This is a genomic window from Streptomyces sp. NPDC020958, assembly GCF_055562175.1.
Map to the genome: position 1 here is coordinate 870,717 of NZ_JBVHFU010000002.1, position 15,512 is coordinate 886,228.

Genomic DNA, 15,512 nt, shown 5'->3' on the forward strand with positions numbered 1-15,512 from the left:
GGCAGTATGGTCGAAGAACCTGTGCCGGACACAGTCGACCCCAACTTCGTTATGAGACGCCTACCCGAACAGGCCGTCAGGACGCCGGGTCCGGTGAGTCGAGCACGGCCAGCGCGTCGATCTCGATCAGCAGTCCCGCGGGCAGGCCGACGTACACCGTCGTGCGCGCCGGGTAGGCCTGGGTGAGGCCCTGTTCGTCGAAGTAGCGGTCGTAGATCTCGTTCAGCTCGGCGAAGTGGCCGACGTCCGTCAGGTAGACGCGCATCATCATCACGTCGTCCCAGCAGGCGCCGCCCTCCTCCAGGATCGCCTTGACGTTGGCGAGGGTCTGCAGGGTCTGCTCGCGCAGGGTCGGGCCGGCCGGGGTCGGGGGCCTGCCCTCCTTCGCGGGCAGGAAGCCGACCTGGCCGGCGACCTGGAGGAGGTTGCCCTTGCGGACGCCGTGCGAGAACTTCGCGGGCGGGGTGGTGTGGGTCTTCGGGGTGAGGGCGGTCTTCTCGGTCATCGGTTGCCGGCTTCCTTGATCGGGGTCCTGCCTGAGTACTCGCCGCTGATCGCGTCCGCCGTACGGCGGACCTGCGGGAGCAGGGTGAGGAGTTCGTCGGCGGTGACGACGACGTTGGGCGCGGAGACCGACAGCGCGGCGACGACGCGCCCGTCGGCGCCGCGCACCGGTGCGGCCACGCAGTTGATGGACTCCTCGTGGCCGCCGAGGTCGGTGGCCCAGCCCTGTTCGCGCACCTTGGCGAGCTCCCTGAGGAACGCCTCCGCGTTCGGTGTCGAACGGGCCGTGTACATGGGGTAGTCGAGCCGGTCGGCGAGGGCCCGCCGCTCCGGCTCGGGCAGGTCGGCGAGGAGCAGCTTCGCCACGGCGGCGACGGTGACGGCGACCGGCTTGCCGATCCGGGAGTACATGCGCACCGGGTAGCGGCTCTCGACCTTGTCGATGTAGAGGACCTCGCCCTCCTCCAGGACGGCGAGGTGCACGGTGTGTCCGCAGGCGTCGTTGAGGCGGGCCAGGTGGGGGTGGGCGATCTCGCGGACGTCGAGGTTCTCCATGGCCTCCTGGGCGAGCGCGAAGAGGCGGGCGCCGAGGCGGTAGCGCTGGTCGGACTGGCGGTAGACCAGGCCGTGTTCGTGGAGGGTGCGCAGCAGCCGCAGCGCGGTCGACTTGTGCACGCCGAGGCGGTCGGCGACCTGGCCGAGGTCGGCGGGGCCCTCCGCCAGCAGGGGCAGGATGCTGAGCGCTCGGTCGACGGTCTGGCTCATGGGGTGCGTCCCTCCTCCTCGGCCGCTGCTGCTCGCGTCCAGCCGGGGCCGAGTCGAAGTGTCCCCCAGGCGGGGGCGCCGAGAGCGGTCAGCCGGTCGGTGGTGTCGCGGTCGGGGGGCGGGGCGAGGTCGGCGGGGCTGGTGAGGGTGGCGGCGGCGAAGAGGTGACCGAGCCGGAGTCTTTGCCGTACGGGCAGTCCGCGCAGGGTGCCGGAGAGAAAGCCGGCGGCGAAGGCGTCCCCTGCGCCGACGGCGGCCACGACGTCGACGGTGGGGGCGGGTTCGAAGGTGCCGGAGGGCTGGGGCCGGGGGGTGGGCACGCCGGCCGGCGCTGCCAGGGTGCCTCTCCCCGAGGAGAAACGGTCGGCACGGCGTCCCTCAAGGGGCGCGGGGAACTGCGCGACAGCCCCCCGCCCACCCGCGGCCGACACGAATGCCGTCGCCCCCGCGCCTCCCTGCTTCACCACCAGCGCCTCCGGCTCCGGCAGCAGTCCCCGGACGGCCTCCGGTCCGCCCGTCACCCCCCACGCCTGCTCCGCCTCGTCCTCGCCGACGAAGACGATGTCGGCCCGGCTCGCCAGTTCCAGCAGTACCCGCGCGCCGTCGGACCCGGTCCACAGGCTCGGCCGGTAGTTGACGTCGAACGACACGAGCGGGCGTCCCTCGGCGGGAGCGGTCAGTTCGCGCAGCAGTCCCAGGCACTCCTGAGACAGCGCGGCCGTGATCCCCGACAGGTGCAGGACCCGGCCCGCACGCACCGCGGCCGGGTCCACCGTCCGCACCGACATCGCGGACGCGGCCGACCCGGCCCGGTAGTAGGCCACCTCGTGCGCGTCCGTGGCCCGGTCCCCCGCCGTGCGGAAGTACACCCCGGTCGGGCGCACCGGGTCACGGCCCACGTGGGAGACGTCGACGCCGTGCGACGCGACCGTCGCCACGAGATGCTCGCCGAACCCGTCCGCGCCGACCCGGCTGACCCACCGCACGGTGTGTCCGGCGGCGGCCAGCGTGCAGGCCACGTTGGACTCGGCGCCGCCGATGGCACGGTCGAAGGACGGCACGTCCGCGAGCCGCCCCGGCCGGCCGGGCAGGAAGGTGACCATGGACTCGCCGAGCGCGACGACATCCACGACGTCGACGGCGTCAACGGCATCGACGGCGTCCGTGGCCTTCACGATGGTGGGGCTCCTCGTCGTCTCGGGTCGTCTCGGGGCGCCGCGGGCTCCGTTGACCCGGCGTCGGCGTGGATGTTAGACAGCGACGAGCGATATATGCAATGAGCGTTGCGGAGAATGCAACCTGCAGAATGCAACCATCTGATCAGGGAGGCACCGTGTCCCTCGACACCGGCACCGACGCACTCGCCCGGCTCGCGGAGGAACGCGTCGACCACCGCTTCAAGGGCCTCCCGCCGGACGCCGAGGGCCGCACCGTCGGCGAGCTGGCCGCCCAGCGCCGCAACCTCTTCTCCGACGGCTTCACGACCCCGGTACTGGCGCTGTCCGCCGAGCACCTGGAGCACAATCTCGCGCTCATGGAGTCGTACACGGCACGGCACGGCCTCGCCTTCGCGCCGCACGGCAAGACCTCCATGGCACCCCAGCTGTTCCGCCGCCAGGTCGAGCGCGGGGCGTGGGGCATCACCCTGGCCATGCCGCACCAGGTGCGGGTGGCGCGGGCCTTCGGCACCCGCCGTGTCTTCCTCGCCAACGAACTCGTGGACGCCCCGGCGCTCCGCTGGATCGCCGCGGAGCTGGCCCGGGACGAGGAGTTCGGCTTCGTCTGCTACGTCGACTCCGTGCGCGGGGTCGAGCTGATGGACGCGGCGCTGCGGGGGGCCGGGCGTCGCGTGGACGTCGTCGTCGAACTGGCCGCCGGGGAGGGGGCCCGTACCGGCGCGCGCACGGCCCAGGAGTGCGCGGCGGTCGCCGACGCGGTGGCCGCGACCGGCACGCTGCGGCTGGTGGGGGTGGCCGGCTACGAGGGCGAGGTCCCGCGGGCGGACCCGGACCGGGTGCGCGCCTATGTGCGCCGCCTGGTCGCGCTCGCCGCCGGCTTCGACGCGGCGGGCCGGTTCGCGGGGCTCTCGGAGATCGTGGTCAGCGCGGGCGGCAGCGCCTGGTTCGACGTGGTGGCGGAGGTCTTCGCGGAGATCCCGGAACTCTCCCTCCCGGTGCTGAAGTTGCTCCGCTCGGGCGCGTACGTCTCGCACGACGACGGCCACTACCGCGAGCTCACCCCCTTCAACCGCGTCCCCGAGGAGGGCGCGCTGGAACCGGCCTTCCGGCTCTGGGCGCAGGTCGTCTCCCGCCCCTCCGCCGGGCAGGCCTTCGCCAACGCGGGCAAGCGGGACGCCGCCCACGACCTCCACCTCCCGTCCGCCCGGGTGGTCCGCCGGGGCGGTGTCCAGCGCCCGGCGACGGGCATCACGGTGACCGCGCTGTCCGACCAGCACACCTGGCTGGAGACCACCCCGGAGGCGGACCTGGAGGTCGGGGACTGGATCGGGCTCGGCCTGTCCCACCCCTGCACCTCGTTCGACAAGTGGCAGCTGATCCCGGTCGCCGAGGCGGACGGGACGGTCGTCGACTACATCCGTACGTTCTTCTAGGAGGGGCCGTGGAGGATCTGGTCATCCGGGACGCGGACGTCGTCGACGGCAGCGGCGAGCCCTCCTACCGCGCGGACGTGGTCGTCGACGACGGCAGGATCGTGTCGATCGTCAAGGAGGCCGCGGCGGCCGGCTGCCAGCGTCCCCGCGCGGTGCGCGAGCTGGACGCGGAGGGCCTGGTGCTGTCCCCCGGGTTCGTCGACATGCACGCGCACAGCGATCTGGCCCTGCTGCGCGACCCCGACCACAGCGCCAAGGCCGCGCAGGGGGTGACCCTGGAGGTGCTCGGCCAGGACGGGCTGTCGTACGCCCCGGTCGACGACCGCACCCTGGCGGAGGTCCGCCGGGCGATCGCCGGCTGGCACGGCCACGGCGACGACCTCGACTTCGACTGGCGGTCCGTGGGCGAGTACCTGGACCGCCTCGACCGGGGGATCGCCGTGAACGCGGCGTACCTGGTCCCCCAGGGCACGGTCCGGGCGCTCGTCGTCGGCTGGGAGGACCGCGCGGCGACCCCCGCCGAACTGGACCGGATGCGCCGGCTGGTCGCCGAGGGCCTGGAACAGGGCGCGGTCGGCCTGTCCTCCGGGCTCACCTACACCCCGGGCATGTACGCCCCGGACGCCGAACTGACCGCGCTGTGCCGGGTGGTGGCGGAGTACGGCGGCTACTACTGCCCGCACCACCGCTCGTACGGCGCGGGCGCGCTGGAGGCGTACGCGGAGACGGTGGCCCTGGCCCGGGAGGCGGACTGCCCGCTCCATCTGGCCCACGCCACCATGAACTTCGGCGTGAACGAGGGCCGGGCACCTGAGCTGCTGTCCCTCCTCGACGAGGCCCTCGCCGCAGGCGCCGACATCACCCTGGACACCTACCCGTACACCCCCGGCAGCACGACCCTCGCGGCACTGCTGCCGGGCTGGGCGAACGAGGGCGGTCCGGAGGCGGCCCTGGCCCGGCTGGCGGACGACGACACGTCCGAACGGATCCGCCACCACCTGGAGGACATCGGCTCCGACGGCTGCCACGGCGTGCCCGTCGAGTGGGACACGATCGAAATCTCGGGCGTCGCCGATCCCGGGCTGGCGGAGTTCGTCGGCCGCACGGTCGAGGAGTCGGCGCGGCGACGCGGCGAGAGCCCCTGGGTGACGGCCCGCCACCTGCTCCTGGCGGACCGGCTGGCCCCTTCCGTGCTCCAGCACGTCGGCCACGAGGAGAACGTCCGCACGATCATGCGCCACCGGGCCCACACCGGCGGCTCGGACGGCATCCTCCAGGGCGCCAAGCCCCATCCCCGGGCGTACGGCACGTTCCCGCACTACCTCGGCCACTACGTGCGGGAGCTGGGCGTCCTCTCCCTGGAGGAGTGCGTCGCCCACCTCACGTCCCGCCCCGCGGCCCGGCTGCGCCTGCCGGACCGCGGCCTGATCCGCGAGGGCTACCGGGCCGACGTCGTCCTCTTCGACCCACGGACGGTGGCGGCGGGCTCGACGTTCGAGAACCCGCGCCACCTGCCGACGGGCATCCCCCACGTCCTGATCGACGGCCGCTTCGTGATCGAGGACGGCCGCCGTACGGACGCGCTGGCGGGCCGAGCAATCCGACGCACCCAGCTGTAGCGCCCCGTAGGGGCGCGGGGAACTGCGCGCCCAGCCCCCACCCACCCGCGCCGAAGGACAACCCCTACGGCTTGGGCAGGGTGCACGCACTCGCACTCAGGTTCAGCACGTTCCCCGTCGTGAAGCACGCCGGGATGTTGTACGTCTCCTCGGCGTAGTTGATCCCCTGGCGGACCGTCACCGTCCCGTTCGCGTCCACCTCGCACGGGTTGTCGACGGTGCACCGCTCCCCGTCCTCGTTGCCGGTGTTGTTGACGGCGACGACCTGCCCGGTGCTGGTGTCGATCACCGGCGACCCGGAGGTCCCCCCGATCGTGTTGCACGCGGAGGTGTAGCGGACCGAGTCCTTCCAGGTCCAGTCGCCCTCCTTCAGCCGGTACACGAACCCGTCGATGTTGCAGCTGTAGATCGTCTTCCAGTACCCGGAGACGACCTTGATGGCGGTGCCGGCGACGGGGTGGGTGCTGCTGACGGTCAGCGGGCTGATGCCGTAGGAGCTCTTGATCGCCGCGTACGTCGTGGTGGTGCGGTAGATCGTGACGTCCGTGTCGGTCATCGTCGAGTAGACGACCTGGTTGGCGCGGAGCGTGGCCACCTTCGTGCCGGAGGAGTTGAGCAGGCCGAAGGTACGGCTGGAGGACTGGCCGGTGATGACCTCGCCGGGGTCGGGGAAGCCGGTCTCCAGGCAGTGGCCGTTGGTGAGGACTAGGGCCGGGTCGCTGTCCACGGAGTTCGGGAAGCGGATGACGGAGCCGGAGCAGTTGCTGAGCGAGACGGTGCCGGCGAAGTTGACGGTCACCGCCGCGGCCTGCCGGGGGGTGGCGACCGCGGGTGCCGTGCCGATCCCGGTGATGGCCAGGGAGGCGAGCGCGGCGACGAGAGGCTTGTTCATGTGGGGTCCCCTCTGTACGACGAGGTGACCGGAGATCTTCCAGCCACCCGCTTTTTTGTCATGCGCATTCTCAATGCACGCGCACGCGGGGGCAAGGAGTCGTTTCCGGAACGGCCGTGGCGGATTTCCGCCCGTGACAACGGCCCGGGCAAGCGGTACGCACACCGCGGGCCGGGCCCCGGTCGCGCCTCAGTGGGACCGGCCGCCGCCCCTTCCGTGGCCCCACCCGTGCCCCCCGTAAGAGGGGGACGCGGTCGGGGTCGCACCGGTGGCGGTCGGCGTGGGCGCGGAACTCGCGCCGGGGGTGGTGGTGCCGGCGCCCGGCGTGGGGACCGTGGCCGAGGGCGCCGCGGTGGCCGCGGGCGCTCCCGCCGCCGACGTGACGGCTCCGGCCGACGGCGCCACCGCGGCGGGCGCGGCCGACTCCGGCGACGGCGCGGCGGACGTGGCCGCCGGGCTCGCCTGCCGCGCCGGGGCGGACGACGCGGCCGGGGCACGCTCCGTACGGTCCTGTTCGCCCTGCGTTCCGTCGGAGGACGAGGTCAGGGCGACGCCCGCGAGCAGCGCGGCCACGGACGCGGCGCCGATCGCCCCGACGGCCACCGCCCTGTTCCGCGGCCGCCGACCGGCCGCCGCCCGGCGCCGCTCCGCCCGGCCCGGCGGCGGTGCGGCCGACGCGATCCTGGGCAGCTCGCGCGTCTCGTCGTAGGCGTTGAGCCAGCCGTGCGCGGACGCCGGGTCCCGGTACTCCTCGTACACCGGCGCCGGCTCGCCCTGGGGCTGGTAGACGCTGGGCGCCCCGGTCTCGTCGTGTTCGGCAGGTCTCGGCATGGACGCGGATTGTAGGGAGAGGAGGCCGCTTTGAGACAGCTACCGGCGATAACGGGCCAAAGCGCCGCCTCCCCCAGGTGCCCTCCCTGTCCCTCGTCCGTGTCTCACGTGGTGGGAAACACGGCACGGCGGGCGTTACCGGGCCGTAAGCTCACCGGCATGCAGGTGATCCAGTCGACCAAGCTCGCCAATGTCTGTTACGAGATCCGCGGCCCGGTTCTCGAGGAGGCGATGCGGCTCGAGGCGGCGGGACACCGCATCCTCAAGCTGAACACCGGGAACCCGGCCGCCTTCGGCTTCGAGTGCCCGCCGGAGATCCTGGAGGACATCCTCCGCAACGTCTCCACCGCGCACGGCTACGGCGACGCCAAGGGCCTGCTGGCCGCCCGCCGGGCGGTCGTCATGCACAACCAGACCATCGGCATCGAGACCGACGTCGAGCACGTCTTCATCGGCAACGGCGTCTCCGAGCTGATCGTGATGGCGATGCAGGGGCTGCTCGACGACGGCGACGAGGTGCTCGTACCGGCGCCGGACTACCCGCTGTGGACCGCCGCCGTCTCGCTCTCCGGTGGCACGGCCGTGCACTACCGCTGCGACGAGCAGGCGGACTGGATGCCGGACCTCGCCGACATCGAGCGCAAGGTCACCGACCGCACCCGGGCGATCGTCATCATCAACCCGAACAACCCGACGGGCGCGGTGTACGACGAGGCGATGCTGAAGGGCCTGACCGACATCGCCCGCCGGCACAACCTGCTGGTCTGCTCGGACGAGATCTACGACAAGATCCTCTACGACGGCGCCACCCACACGCCGACCGCCGCCGTCGCCCCCGACCTGCTCACGCTCACCTTCAACGGCATGTCCAAGGCGTACCGGGTGGCGGGCTACCGGGTCGGCTGGATGTCCGTCTCCGGGCCCCGCGCGCACGCCGACTCCTACCTGGAGGGGCTGACGATCCTCGCGAACATGCGGCTGTGCGCCAACATGCCGGGGCAGCACGGGGTGGTGGCCGCGCTCAGCGGCCGGCAGTCCATCAAGGACCTGGTCCTGCCGGGCGGGCGGCTGAAGGAGCAGGTGGACCTCGCCTACGACCTGCTCACCCAGATCCCGGGCGTGAGCTGCGTGCGCCCCAAGGGCGCGCTGTACCTCTTCCCGCGCCTCGACCCGCAGGTCTTCAAGATCAAGGACGACCGGCAGATGGTCCTGGACCTGCTGCGGCGGGAGAAGATCATGGTCGTCCAGGGCAGCGGATTCAACTGGCCGGAGCCGGACCACTTCCGGGTGGTGACCCTGCCGTCGGTCGGCGACCTGCGGGACGCGATCACCAGGATCGGACGGTTCCTGGACGGGTACGGCCAGCCGTAGCCGCCGGACCACCGTCCGTGAACCGGGTCAACTTTAGACGAGATCTAAGCTAGGATGGCTTCCTGACAGGACACAGGAGGCCATCTCCCATGTATGAGCCGATCCGCAGCAAGTCGGTGCACAGCACGATGGCCGACGCCCCCTCGGACTTCCCGCACCGCACACGCGAGGAGGAGCTGGACATCCAGCTCGCGGGACACCTCGCGGCACTGCTCGCCGTCACGGACGAGCTGCGCTCCCTCACGCCGTCCACCGACCTCGACGCCGCCGCGACCCGGCTGGCCGAGCAGGTGACCCGACTGCGGGGCGGACGCACCCCGGTCCGCACGGCCCGGACGGCGGACCGGCGGCCCGCCGCACTCCACGAGCGCGCCCACGCACTGGCGGGCCGCGCCCTGGTGGTCGCCGCCTCCCGGGCCGACACCGCGGCGGCGATCCTCGCGGCGGAGCGCATGGACGCGCACACGGCGGCGGCGGAATTCACGACGGCGGGCTGACCCCCGTACCGCCCCCCTCGAACGGCCCCGGTCCGCGCGCACAGACAGCGGCGCGCGGACCGGGTTGCCACCTCGCCCTCGCCGGACCGCCGCTGCCGGACTTCCCGACGCCCTCGGCGCAGTTGAGCAAGGGGCGCGAGGACTTCGGCACGCTGGACGGACACCAACGCCGTGTGCAGGTCCCTCAGTTCGGTCAGGCGGTCCGTCACGGTCGGCGGCAGGTCCACCTCGGCCAGGAGAGGGGCGGCCGAGGAAACAGGCGAAGGCCTGCCGCCTCCGCCTCCGTCGGGGCGGACGAAGGCGGGTGGCGGCAGGCCTGTCGGCCGCACACGCCGTTGTGCGCGGCCTCGCCGGTTCACACCGCGGCCGGTCGTGACGATCGCTGGTCAGGGCATCCGGACCGGCCGCGGAGTCTTTGGCAGGGACTGCTCAGCCCAGGCGCTCGACCAGCGCCCGGTACTCGTCCCACAGCTCCTTCGGGGTGTGCTCGCCGAAGGTGTTGAGGTGGTCCGGTACCAGCGAGGCCTCCTCGCGCCAGACCTCCTTGTCGACGGTCAGCAGGAAGTCGAGGTCGCTGTCGGACAGGTCGAGCCCGTCGGTGTCGAGGGCGTCCCGGGTGGGCAGCACGCCGATCGGCGTCTCCACACCGTCCGCCTTGCCGTCCAGCCGCTCCACGATCCACTTCAGGACCCGGGAGTTCTCGCCGAAGCCGGGCCAGACGAACTTGCCCTCGTCGTCCTTGCGGAACCAGTTGACGTAGTAGATCTTCGGCAGTTTGGACTGGTCCTTGTCCTTGGCCACGTCGATCCAGTGGGCCATGTAGTCGCCCATGTTGTAGCCGCAGAACGGCAGCATCGCGAACGGGTCGCGGCGCAGTTCGCCGACCTTGCCCTCGGCGGCGGCGGTCTTCTCGGAGGCCACGTTGGCGCCGAGGAAGACGCCGTGGTTCCAGTCGAAGGACTCCGTCACCAGCGGGACCGCGCTGGCACGGCGGCCGCCGAAGAGGATCGCCGAGATCGGCACGCCCTTGGGGTCCTCCCACTCCGGCGCGATGATCGGGCACTGCGCGGCGGGCACGGTGAAGCGGGCGTTGGGGTGGGCGGCCGGGGTCTCGGAGTCCGGCGTCCAGTCGTTGCCCTTCCAGTCGGTCAGGTGGGCCGGGAGCTCCTCCGTCATGCCCTCCCACCAGACGTCGTCGTCGTCGGTGAGCGCGACGTTCGTGAAGACCGCGTTGCCCCACAGCGTCTTCATCGCGTTGGCGTTGGTGTGCTCACCGGTGCCGGGCGCGACGCCGAAGAAGCCGGCTTCGGGGTTGATCGCGTAGAGACGGCCGTCCTCGCCGAACCGCATCCAGGCGATGTCGTCACCGATCGTCTCCACGGTCCAGCCGGAGACGGTGGGCTCCAGCATGGCGAGGTTGGTCTTGCCGCAGGCGCTCGGGAAGGCGGCGGCGACGTACTTGGACTCGCCCTGGGGAGGGGTGAGCTTGAGGATCAGCATGTGCTCGGCCAGCCAGCCCTCGTCGCGCGCCATGACGGAGGCGATGCGCAGGGCGTAGCACTTCTTGCCGAGCAGGGCGTTGCCGCCGTAGCCGGAGCCGTAGGACCAGATCTCGCGCGACTCGGGGAAGTGCGAGATGTACTTGGTGCTGTTGCACGGCCACGGGACGTCGGCCTGGCCCGGCTCCAGCGGGGCGCCGAGGGTGTGCACGGCCTTCACGAAGAAGCCGTCGTCGCCGAGTTCGTCGAGGACCGCCTGGCCCATGCGCGTCATCGTGCGCATGGAGACCGCGACGTACGCGGAGTCGGTGATCTCGACGCCGAGCGCGGAGAGCGGGGAGCCGAGCGGGCCCATGCAGAACGGGACGACGTACATCGTCCGGCCCTTCATCGAGCCGCGGAACAGACCCTTCTCCCCTGAGAAGATCTCGCGCATCTCGGCGGGATCCTTCCAGTGGTTGGTCGGGCCCGCGTCCTTCTCCTGCTCGGAGCAGATGAACGTGCGGTCCTCGACCCGGGCGACATCGGTCGGGTCGGAGGCCGCGTAGTACGAGTGGGGGCGCTTGATCGGGTCGAGCTTCTTGAAGGTGCCCTTCGCCACGAGCTCCTCTGCCAGTCGCTCGTACTCGGCCTCGGATCCGTCACACCAGACCACGCTGTCCGGCTGGGTCAGTTCGGCGATCTCGTTGACCCACGAGATCAGTTCCTGATGGTGGGTGGGGATGACGGGGGGAGCCGCGATGTCGCGCGCCACGATTGCTCCTAAATGAGGGATTTTGGATCTTGTGGCCTTGCTGGAAGGCCTTGTTGCCCCGTGGGGGCTGCGACCCGGACGCTTCGTAGCCGCTCATCCGGTGCCGACTGCACTCATTTGATCCTCCGACTCGATCTCCCATCTGTCCAGAGGGGGTCACAGATGAGCGACGTGAGGAAGGCCACGGTTTCCGTGTTTTCCTGCGTTTCTTTGCGTCCACGTTGAGTTCAACTGGAGATCTTTTTGCACACGCCCACACACGCGTGAGGGCCGCGTGAGATGATGGCCACTCCTGGTAGCGCACCGGCCGGGACTGACGCGTAACCTACGGTCCCGTAGGTACGATTTGGTCCATGACTGCGCCCGTACCCGACGCGCCCACGGACCCGCCGGCCGCCGGCCTCGGTCCCGCCGCGCTCTCGTCCCTGTCGCACCACGTCAAGCCCAAACTGCGCGGCTGGCTGCATCTGGGCATGTTCCCGGCCGCGCTCATCGCGGGTCTCGTCCTCACCGCCCTCGCCGACTCACCGCGCGGCCGGATCGCCTGCGGGATCTACGCGCTCACCGCCTGCCTGCTGTTCGGCGTCAGCGCGCTGTACCACCGGGGCGACTGGAGCCCGCGCATGGACGGCATCCTGCGCAGACTCGACCACGCGAACATCTTCCTGATCATCGCGGGCACCTACACCCCCCTGACCCTGCTCCTGCTGCCGGGGGCGAAGGGCCGGTGGCTGCTGTGGAGCATCTGGGGCGCGGCGGCCGCGGGCATCGCCTTTCGGGTGTTCTGGGTCGGCGCACCCCGCTGGCTGTACACACCCTGCTACATAGCGATGGGATGGGCGGCGGTCTTCTTCCTGCCCGACTTCATGCGCACCGGCGGCATCGCCGTGCTGGTCCTGGTGATCGTCGGCGGCCTGCTCTACAGCGCGGGCGGCGTGATCTACGGCATCAAGCGCCCGAACCCGTCACCGCGCTACTTCGGGTTCCACGAGGTCTTCCACTCGCTCACGCTGGCCGCGTTCGTCGTCCACTACGTCGGCATCTCGCTGGTGGCGTACCAGCACGCATAGCCCCACCGCCCTCCCCGCAAGGCCACGGCTCTCGAGCCGTGGCCTTTTTGCTGTCCTGACACCGGGATTCACATCCTGACACCGACCATGCATTGACACTGACTAGATTTTGAGAGTTACTCTCATTTCATGCCTACTGTCACTCCGCTGGACGAGACACGTCCCGACCCCCGCCGCTGGTGGGCCCTGGGCGCCCTGGTCGCGAGCATGCTGGTGCTCGGCTTCGACACGACGATCCTCAACGTGGCGCTGCCGACCATGGCCGGGCAGCTCGGCGCCACCACCGGTCAGCAGCAGTGGATGGCCGACGCGTACGTCGTCGTCTTCGCCTCGCTGATGCTCCCGGCCGGCCTGCTCGGCGACCGCTTCGGCCGCCGCCGGATGCTCGTCACCGGCCTCGTGATCTTCCTCGTCGGCTCCGTGGTGGGCGCCGTCGCCGACGACGTGACCTGGGTGGTCGCCGCCCGCACGGTGATGGGCGTCGGCGCGGCCCTGGTGATGCCGCTGGCGATGTCCGTGCTGCCCTCGCTGTTCGGACCGGGCGAGCGCACCCGGGCCGTCGGCGTCGTCTCGGCCGCCTCCGCGCTCGGCCTGCCGCTAGGCCCGATCATCGGCGGCTGGCTGCTCGACCACTTCTGGTGGGGTTCGGTCTTCCTGGTCAACGTGCCGATGGCCGCGATCGGCGTCGCCGCCTGCGTCTTCCTGCTCCCCGAGACCAGCGACCCCGCCTCCCCGAAGGTCGACGCGCTGTCGACCGTGCTCACCGCGACCGGCCTCGGCGTCCTGGTCTACGCCATCATCGAGGCCCCCGACCGCGGCTGGGGCGACCCCCTGGTCCTCGTCCTGTTCGCGCTCGACGTGGTCCTCATCGGGACCCTGGTGGTGCGCGAACGCCGGGTCGAGCGCCCCATGCTCGACATGGAGCTGCTCACCCGCCGCGGCTTCCTGCTGAACGCGCTGGCCGCCACCCTCGTGATGTTCGTCCTCTCCGGCCTGATGTTCGTCCTGCCGCCCTACCTCCAGGCGGTCCTCGGCAACGACGCCTTCGGCACCGGCCTGCGCATGCTGCCCATGATGGGCGGCCTGATGGTCGCCGCCCGTGGCGCCCAGCCCCTCGTGGCACGCTTCGGAGCCCGGGCGGTGGTCTCCGCGGGCCTGGTCGTCCTCGCCTTCGCCGCCCTCCTCGGCAGCCGTACGAGCGTCCACGACGGCTACGGCTTCACCGCGCTGTGGCTCTCCACGGCGGGCCTCGGTTTCGGCTTCTCCGTCGTCCCGTCGATGGACGGCGCGCTCGGCGCCCTCCCCGCGGACCGGGCCGGCAGCGGCTCCGGCCTGCTGATGACCCAGCGCCAGGTCGGCGGCGCCATCGGCATCGCCCTCCTCGGCAGCCTGCTGGCCGGCGCCTTCCGCGACCGCCTGAACACCACCGGCCTGCCCGCCCCGCTCGGCCACACCGCCGGCGAGTCGGTGGTCGCCGCCCACCTGGTCGCCGCGCGGACCGGCTCGGCCCGGCTGGCCGACTCCGCGAACGCCTCCTACGTGCACGGCATGGGCCTGGTCCTGCTGGTATGCGGGATCGCCTCGCTCGTGACCGCGCTGCTGGCCGCCGCCCTGCTGCCCGAGGCACCCACCGCCGTGAGCCGTACCGAAGGGGGCGACACCCCGGCCGTGGCCCCCACCACGGTCGATGCCGGAGAATGACCGGCATGACGGCACCAGACACCTCCTACCCCCCCGCCGACAACCCCCGGCTCGGACTGCGCGAACGCAAGAAGATCAAGACCCGCGAGGCGATCCGCTCCGCGACGTACACGCTGGTCGAGGAGCAGGGGTACGACGCCACGACGGTCGAGCAGATCGCCGAGCGGGCCGAGGTGTCGCCGTCCACCGTCTTCCGGTACTTCCCGACCAAGGAGGACATCGTCCTCACGGACGAGTACGACCCGCTCATGCTGGAGGAGCTGCGGACCCGGCCCGCCGACGAACCGTGGCCGGACTCCCTCCGGTACGTGCTGCACCGGGCGGTCCAGCTGGGCATGAAGGAGCCCCTGCGGGTCTCCCGGCTCCGCACCAGACTGATGACCGAGGTCCCCGCGGTGCGTTCGCGGATGCTGGAGAGCATGTCGGCCACCGGTCGCATGCTCTGCCAGGCCATCGGCGAGCGCACCGGCCGCGACCCGGACAGCCTGGAGGTCCGGGTCTACGCCATGTCGATCATCGGCGGCCTCATGGAGACCTCGATGTACTGGGCCGAGAACGGCCACGAGGCCGACTTCGACGCCCTCGTCGACCGCGCCCTGAACGTCATCGGCCACGGCCTGCCCCCGGAAAACCACTGAGGTCACCGCCGCCCGCGTGCCATCCTGACCACGTGAACGCCGCCGAGATCCACGTCGAAGTCGCCCCCGAACTGGCCTTGTTCGTCCCGCACGCCCGCCGCGCCGGCAGCCATCCGCTCGCCGTCGACGGAGTCTCCACCCTCGGCCACGTGATCGAGTCCCTGGGCGTCCCGCTGACCGAGGTCGGCACCCTGGTGGTGGACGGCGTCGAGGTCCCCGTCGGCCACATCCCGGCGGACGGCGAGCGGGTGACCGTGCACCCGGTCGGCCGCCCCCAGCCCGTCCCCGGCGCCCCGCTGCGCTTCCTCCTCGACGTGCACCTCGGCACCCTGGCCCGCCGCCTGCGCCTGCTCGGCGTGGACACCGCGTACGAGTCGACCGACATCGGCGACCCGGCCCTCGCGGCCCGCTCGGCCGCCGAGCGACGGGTGCTGCTCAGCCGCGACCGGGGCCTGCTGCGCCGCCGCGAACTCTGGGCCGGCGCCTACGTCTACAGCACCAGCCCCGACGACCAGCTCCACGACGTCCTGGCCCGCTTCGCCCCCGCCCTCCGCCCGTGGACCCGCTGCACGGCCTGCAACGGCCTGCTCCGCCCGGCGACCAAGGACGAGGTGGCGGAGCAGCTCAAGGGCGGGACGCAGAAGTCGTACGACGTCTTCGCCCGGTGCGAGGAGTGCGGGCGCGCCTACTGGAAGGGCGCGCACCACCAGCAGCTGGAGGCCATCGTGGCACGCGCCCTCGCCGAGTTCGCCTGAGTCCT

The 15,512-nt window shown here is 71.7% G+C and carries 14 protein-coding genes; 8 read left to right on the forward strand and 6 right to left on the reverse strand.

Going from position 1 to position 15,512, the window contains the following annotated elements; genetic code table 11:
- Positions 1-76: 76 nt before the first annotated feature.
- The 3 genes from ACZ3KP_RS09765 to ACZ3KP_RS09775 are packed head-to-tail and all read right to left on the reverse strand — an operon-like array spanning position 77 to position 2,372.
- The gene (locus ACZ3KP_RS09765) at positions 77-505 is read right to left on the reverse strand and encodes a RidA family protein (RefSeq protein ID WP_467497871.1); all 429 of its coding nucleotides are present in this window, start codon (positions 503-505) and stop codon (positions 77-79) included.
- Positions 502-1,269 carry an IclR family transcriptional regulator gene (locus ACZ3KP_RS09770; protein WP_358978549.1) on the reverse strand — a complete coding sequence of 256 codons (768 nt, stop codon included), beginning with the start codon at positions 1,267-1,269 and terminating at the stop codon, positions 502-504. Before ACZ3KP_RS09770 ends, ACZ3KP_RS09765 begins: the two co-directional genes overlap by 4 nt.
- Positions 1,266-2,372: a sugar kinase gene (locus ACZ3KP_RS09775; RefSeq protein ID WP_467498087.1), complete on the reverse strand. Its 1,107-nt coding sequence runs from the start codon at positions 2,370-2,372 to the stop codon at positions 1,266-1,268. The genes ACZ3KP_RS09770 and ACZ3KP_RS09775 overlap by 4 nt, the downstream gene beginning before the upstream one ends.
- Positions 2,373-2,575: 203 nt before the next feature.
- Between ACZ3KP_RS09775 and ACZ3KP_RS09780 the strand changes: the two genes are divergently transcribed.
- Together ACZ3KP_RS09780 and ACZ3KP_RS09785 are read left to right on the forward strand one after the other, a co-directional pair.
- Positions 2,576-3,880 carry an alanine racemase gene (locus ACZ3KP_RS09780; RefSeq protein WP_467497873.1) on the forward strand — a complete coding sequence of 435 codons (1,305 nt, stop codon included), beginning with the start codon at positions 2,576-2,578 and terminating at the stop codon, positions 3,878-3,880.
- Positions 3,881-3,888: 8 nt separating this feature from the next.
- Complete coding sequence (locus ACZ3KP_RS09785) at positions 3,889-5,499, forward strand: N-acyl-D-amino-acid deacylase family protein (RefSeq protein WP_467497874.1); 1,611 nt, start codon at positions 3,889-3,891, stop codon at positions 5,497-5,499.
- A gap of 64 nt (positions 5,500-5,563) precedes the next feature.
- Here the strand turns inward: ACZ3KP_RS09785 and ACZ3KP_RS09790 are convergent, their stop codons facing one another.
- The gene (locus ACZ3KP_RS09790) at positions 5,564-6,391 is read right to left on the reverse strand and encodes a trypsin-like serine peptidase (protein ID WP_467497876.1); all 828 of its coding nucleotides are present in this window, start codon (positions 6,389-6,391) and stop codon (positions 5,564-5,566) included.
- 189 nt (positions 6,392-6,580) lie between these two features.
- The gene (locus ACZ3KP_RS09795; RefSeq protein ID WP_467497878.1) at positions 6,581-7,222 is read right to left on the reverse strand and encodes a hypothetical protein; all 642 of its coding nucleotides are present in this window, start codon (positions 7,220-7,222) and stop codon (positions 6,581-6,583) included.
- A 159-nt stretch (positions 7,223-7,381) separates the two neighbouring features.
- Between ACZ3KP_RS09795 and ACZ3KP_RS09800 the strand changes: the two genes are divergently transcribed.
- Both ACZ3KP_RS09800 and ACZ3KP_RS09805 read left to right on the forward strand, forming a co-directional pair.
- Positions 7,382-8,593, forward strand: a complete 1,212-nt coding sequence (locus ACZ3KP_RS09800; protein ID WP_467497880.1) for a pyridoxal phosphate-dependent aminotransferase — start codon at positions 7,382-7,384, stop codon at positions 8,591-8,593.
- Between the two features lie 89 nt (positions 8,594-8,682).
- A complete protein-coding gene (locus tag ACZ3KP_RS09805) occupies positions 8,683-9,090 on the forward strand; it encodes an SCO4983 family protein (protein WP_360563888.1) in 408 nt (135 codons plus the stop codon).
- A gap of 429 nt (positions 9,091-9,519) precedes the next feature.
- Here ACZ3KP_RS09805 and ACZ3KP_RS09810 read toward each other — a convergent pair whose 3' ends face one another.
- Positions 9,520-11,343: a phosphoenolpyruvate carboxykinase (GTP) gene (locus tag ACZ3KP_RS09810; RefSeq protein ID WP_358978564.1), complete on the reverse strand. Its 1,824-nt coding sequence runs from the start codon at positions 11,341-11,343 to the stop codon at positions 9,520-9,522.
- A gap of 353 nt (positions 11,344-11,696) precedes the next feature.
- Here ACZ3KP_RS09810 and trhA point away from each other — a divergent pair, with 353 nt between their 5' ends.
- The 4 genes from trhA (at position 11,697) to ACZ3KP_RS09830 (ending at position 15,507) form a co-directional block, all read left to right on the forward strand.
- Positions 11,697-12,413, forward strand: coding sequence for a PAQR family membrane homeostasis protein TrhA (gene trhA / locus ACZ3KP_RS09815; protein ID WP_467497882.1), 717 nt, complete (start codon positions 11,697-11,699; stop codon positions 12,411-12,413).
- Positions 12,414-12,542: 129 nt separating this feature from the next.
- Positions 12,543-14,114, forward strand: a complete 1,572-nt coding sequence (locus ACZ3KP_RS09820) for an MFS transporter (RefSeq protein ID WP_467497884.1) — start codon at positions 12,543-12,545, stop codon at positions 14,112-14,114.
- Positions 14,111-14,752 carry a TetR/AcrR family transcriptional regulator gene (locus ACZ3KP_RS09825; protein WP_467497886.1) on the forward strand — a complete coding sequence of 214 codons (642 nt, stop codon included), beginning with the start codon at positions 14,111-14,113 and terminating at the stop codon, positions 14,750-14,752. The genes ACZ3KP_RS09820 and ACZ3KP_RS09825 overlap by 4 nt, the downstream gene beginning before the upstream one ends.
- A 32-nt stretch (positions 14,753-14,784) precedes the next feature.
- The gene (locus ACZ3KP_RS09830) at positions 14,785-15,507 is read left to right on the forward strand and encodes a Mut7-C RNAse domain-containing protein (protein ID WP_358978572.1); all 723 of its coding nucleotides are present in this window, start codon (positions 14,785-14,787) and stop codon (positions 15,505-15,507) included.
- The last annotated feature ends 5 nt before the right edge of the window (positions 15,508-15,512 follow it).

What these genes read in the sequence shown, in the direction of transcription:
- ACZ3KP_RS09765 (WP_467497871.1), bottom strand. Translation starts at nt 505, where the DNA reads ATGACCGAGAAGACCGCCCTCACCCCGAAGACCCACACCACCCCGCCC.
- ACZ3KP_RS09770 (WP_358978549.1), bottom strand. Translation starts at nt 1,269, where the DNA reads ATGAGCCAGACCGTCGACCGAGCGCTCAGCATCCTGCCCCTGCTGGCG.
- ACZ3KP_RS09775 (WP_467498087.1), bottom strand. Translation starts at nt 2,372, where the DNA reads ATGGTCACCTTCCTGCCCGGCCGGCCGGGGCGGCTCGCGGACGTGCCG.
- ACZ3KP_RS09780 (WP_467497873.1), top strand. Translation starts at nt 2,576, where the DNA reads ATGCAACCATCTGATCAGGGAGGCACCGTGTCCCTCGACACCGGCACC.
- ACZ3KP_RS09790 (WP_467497876.1), bottom strand. Translation starts at nt 6,391, where the DNA reads ATGAACAAGCCTCTCGTCGCCGCGCTCGCCTCCCTGGCCATCACCGGG.
- ACZ3KP_RS09795 (WP_467497878.1), bottom strand. Translation starts at nt 7,222, where the DNA reads ATGCCGAGACCTGCCGAACACGACGAGACCGGGGCGCCCAGCGTCTAC.
- ACZ3KP_RS09800 (WP_467497880.1), top strand. Translation starts at nt 7,382, where the DNA reads ATGCAGGTGATCCAGTCGACCAAGCTCGCCAATGTCTGTTACGAGATC.
- ACZ3KP_RS09805 (WP_360563888.1), top strand. Translation starts at nt 8,683, where the DNA reads ATGTATGAGCCGATCCGCAGCAAGTCGGTGCACAGCACGATGGCCGAC.
- trhA (WP_467497882.1), top strand. Translation starts at nt 11,697, where the DNA reads ATGACTGCGCCCGTACCCGACGCGCCCACGGACCCGCCGGCCGCCGGC.
- ACZ3KP_RS09820 (WP_467497884.1), top strand. Translation starts at nt 12,543, where the DNA reads ATGCCTACTGTCACTCCGCTGGACGAGACACGTCCCGACCCCCGCCGC.
- ACZ3KP_RS09825 (WP_467497886.1), top strand. Translation starts at nt 14,111, where the DNA reads ATGACCGGCATGACGGCACCAGACACCTCCTACCCCCCCGCCGACAAC.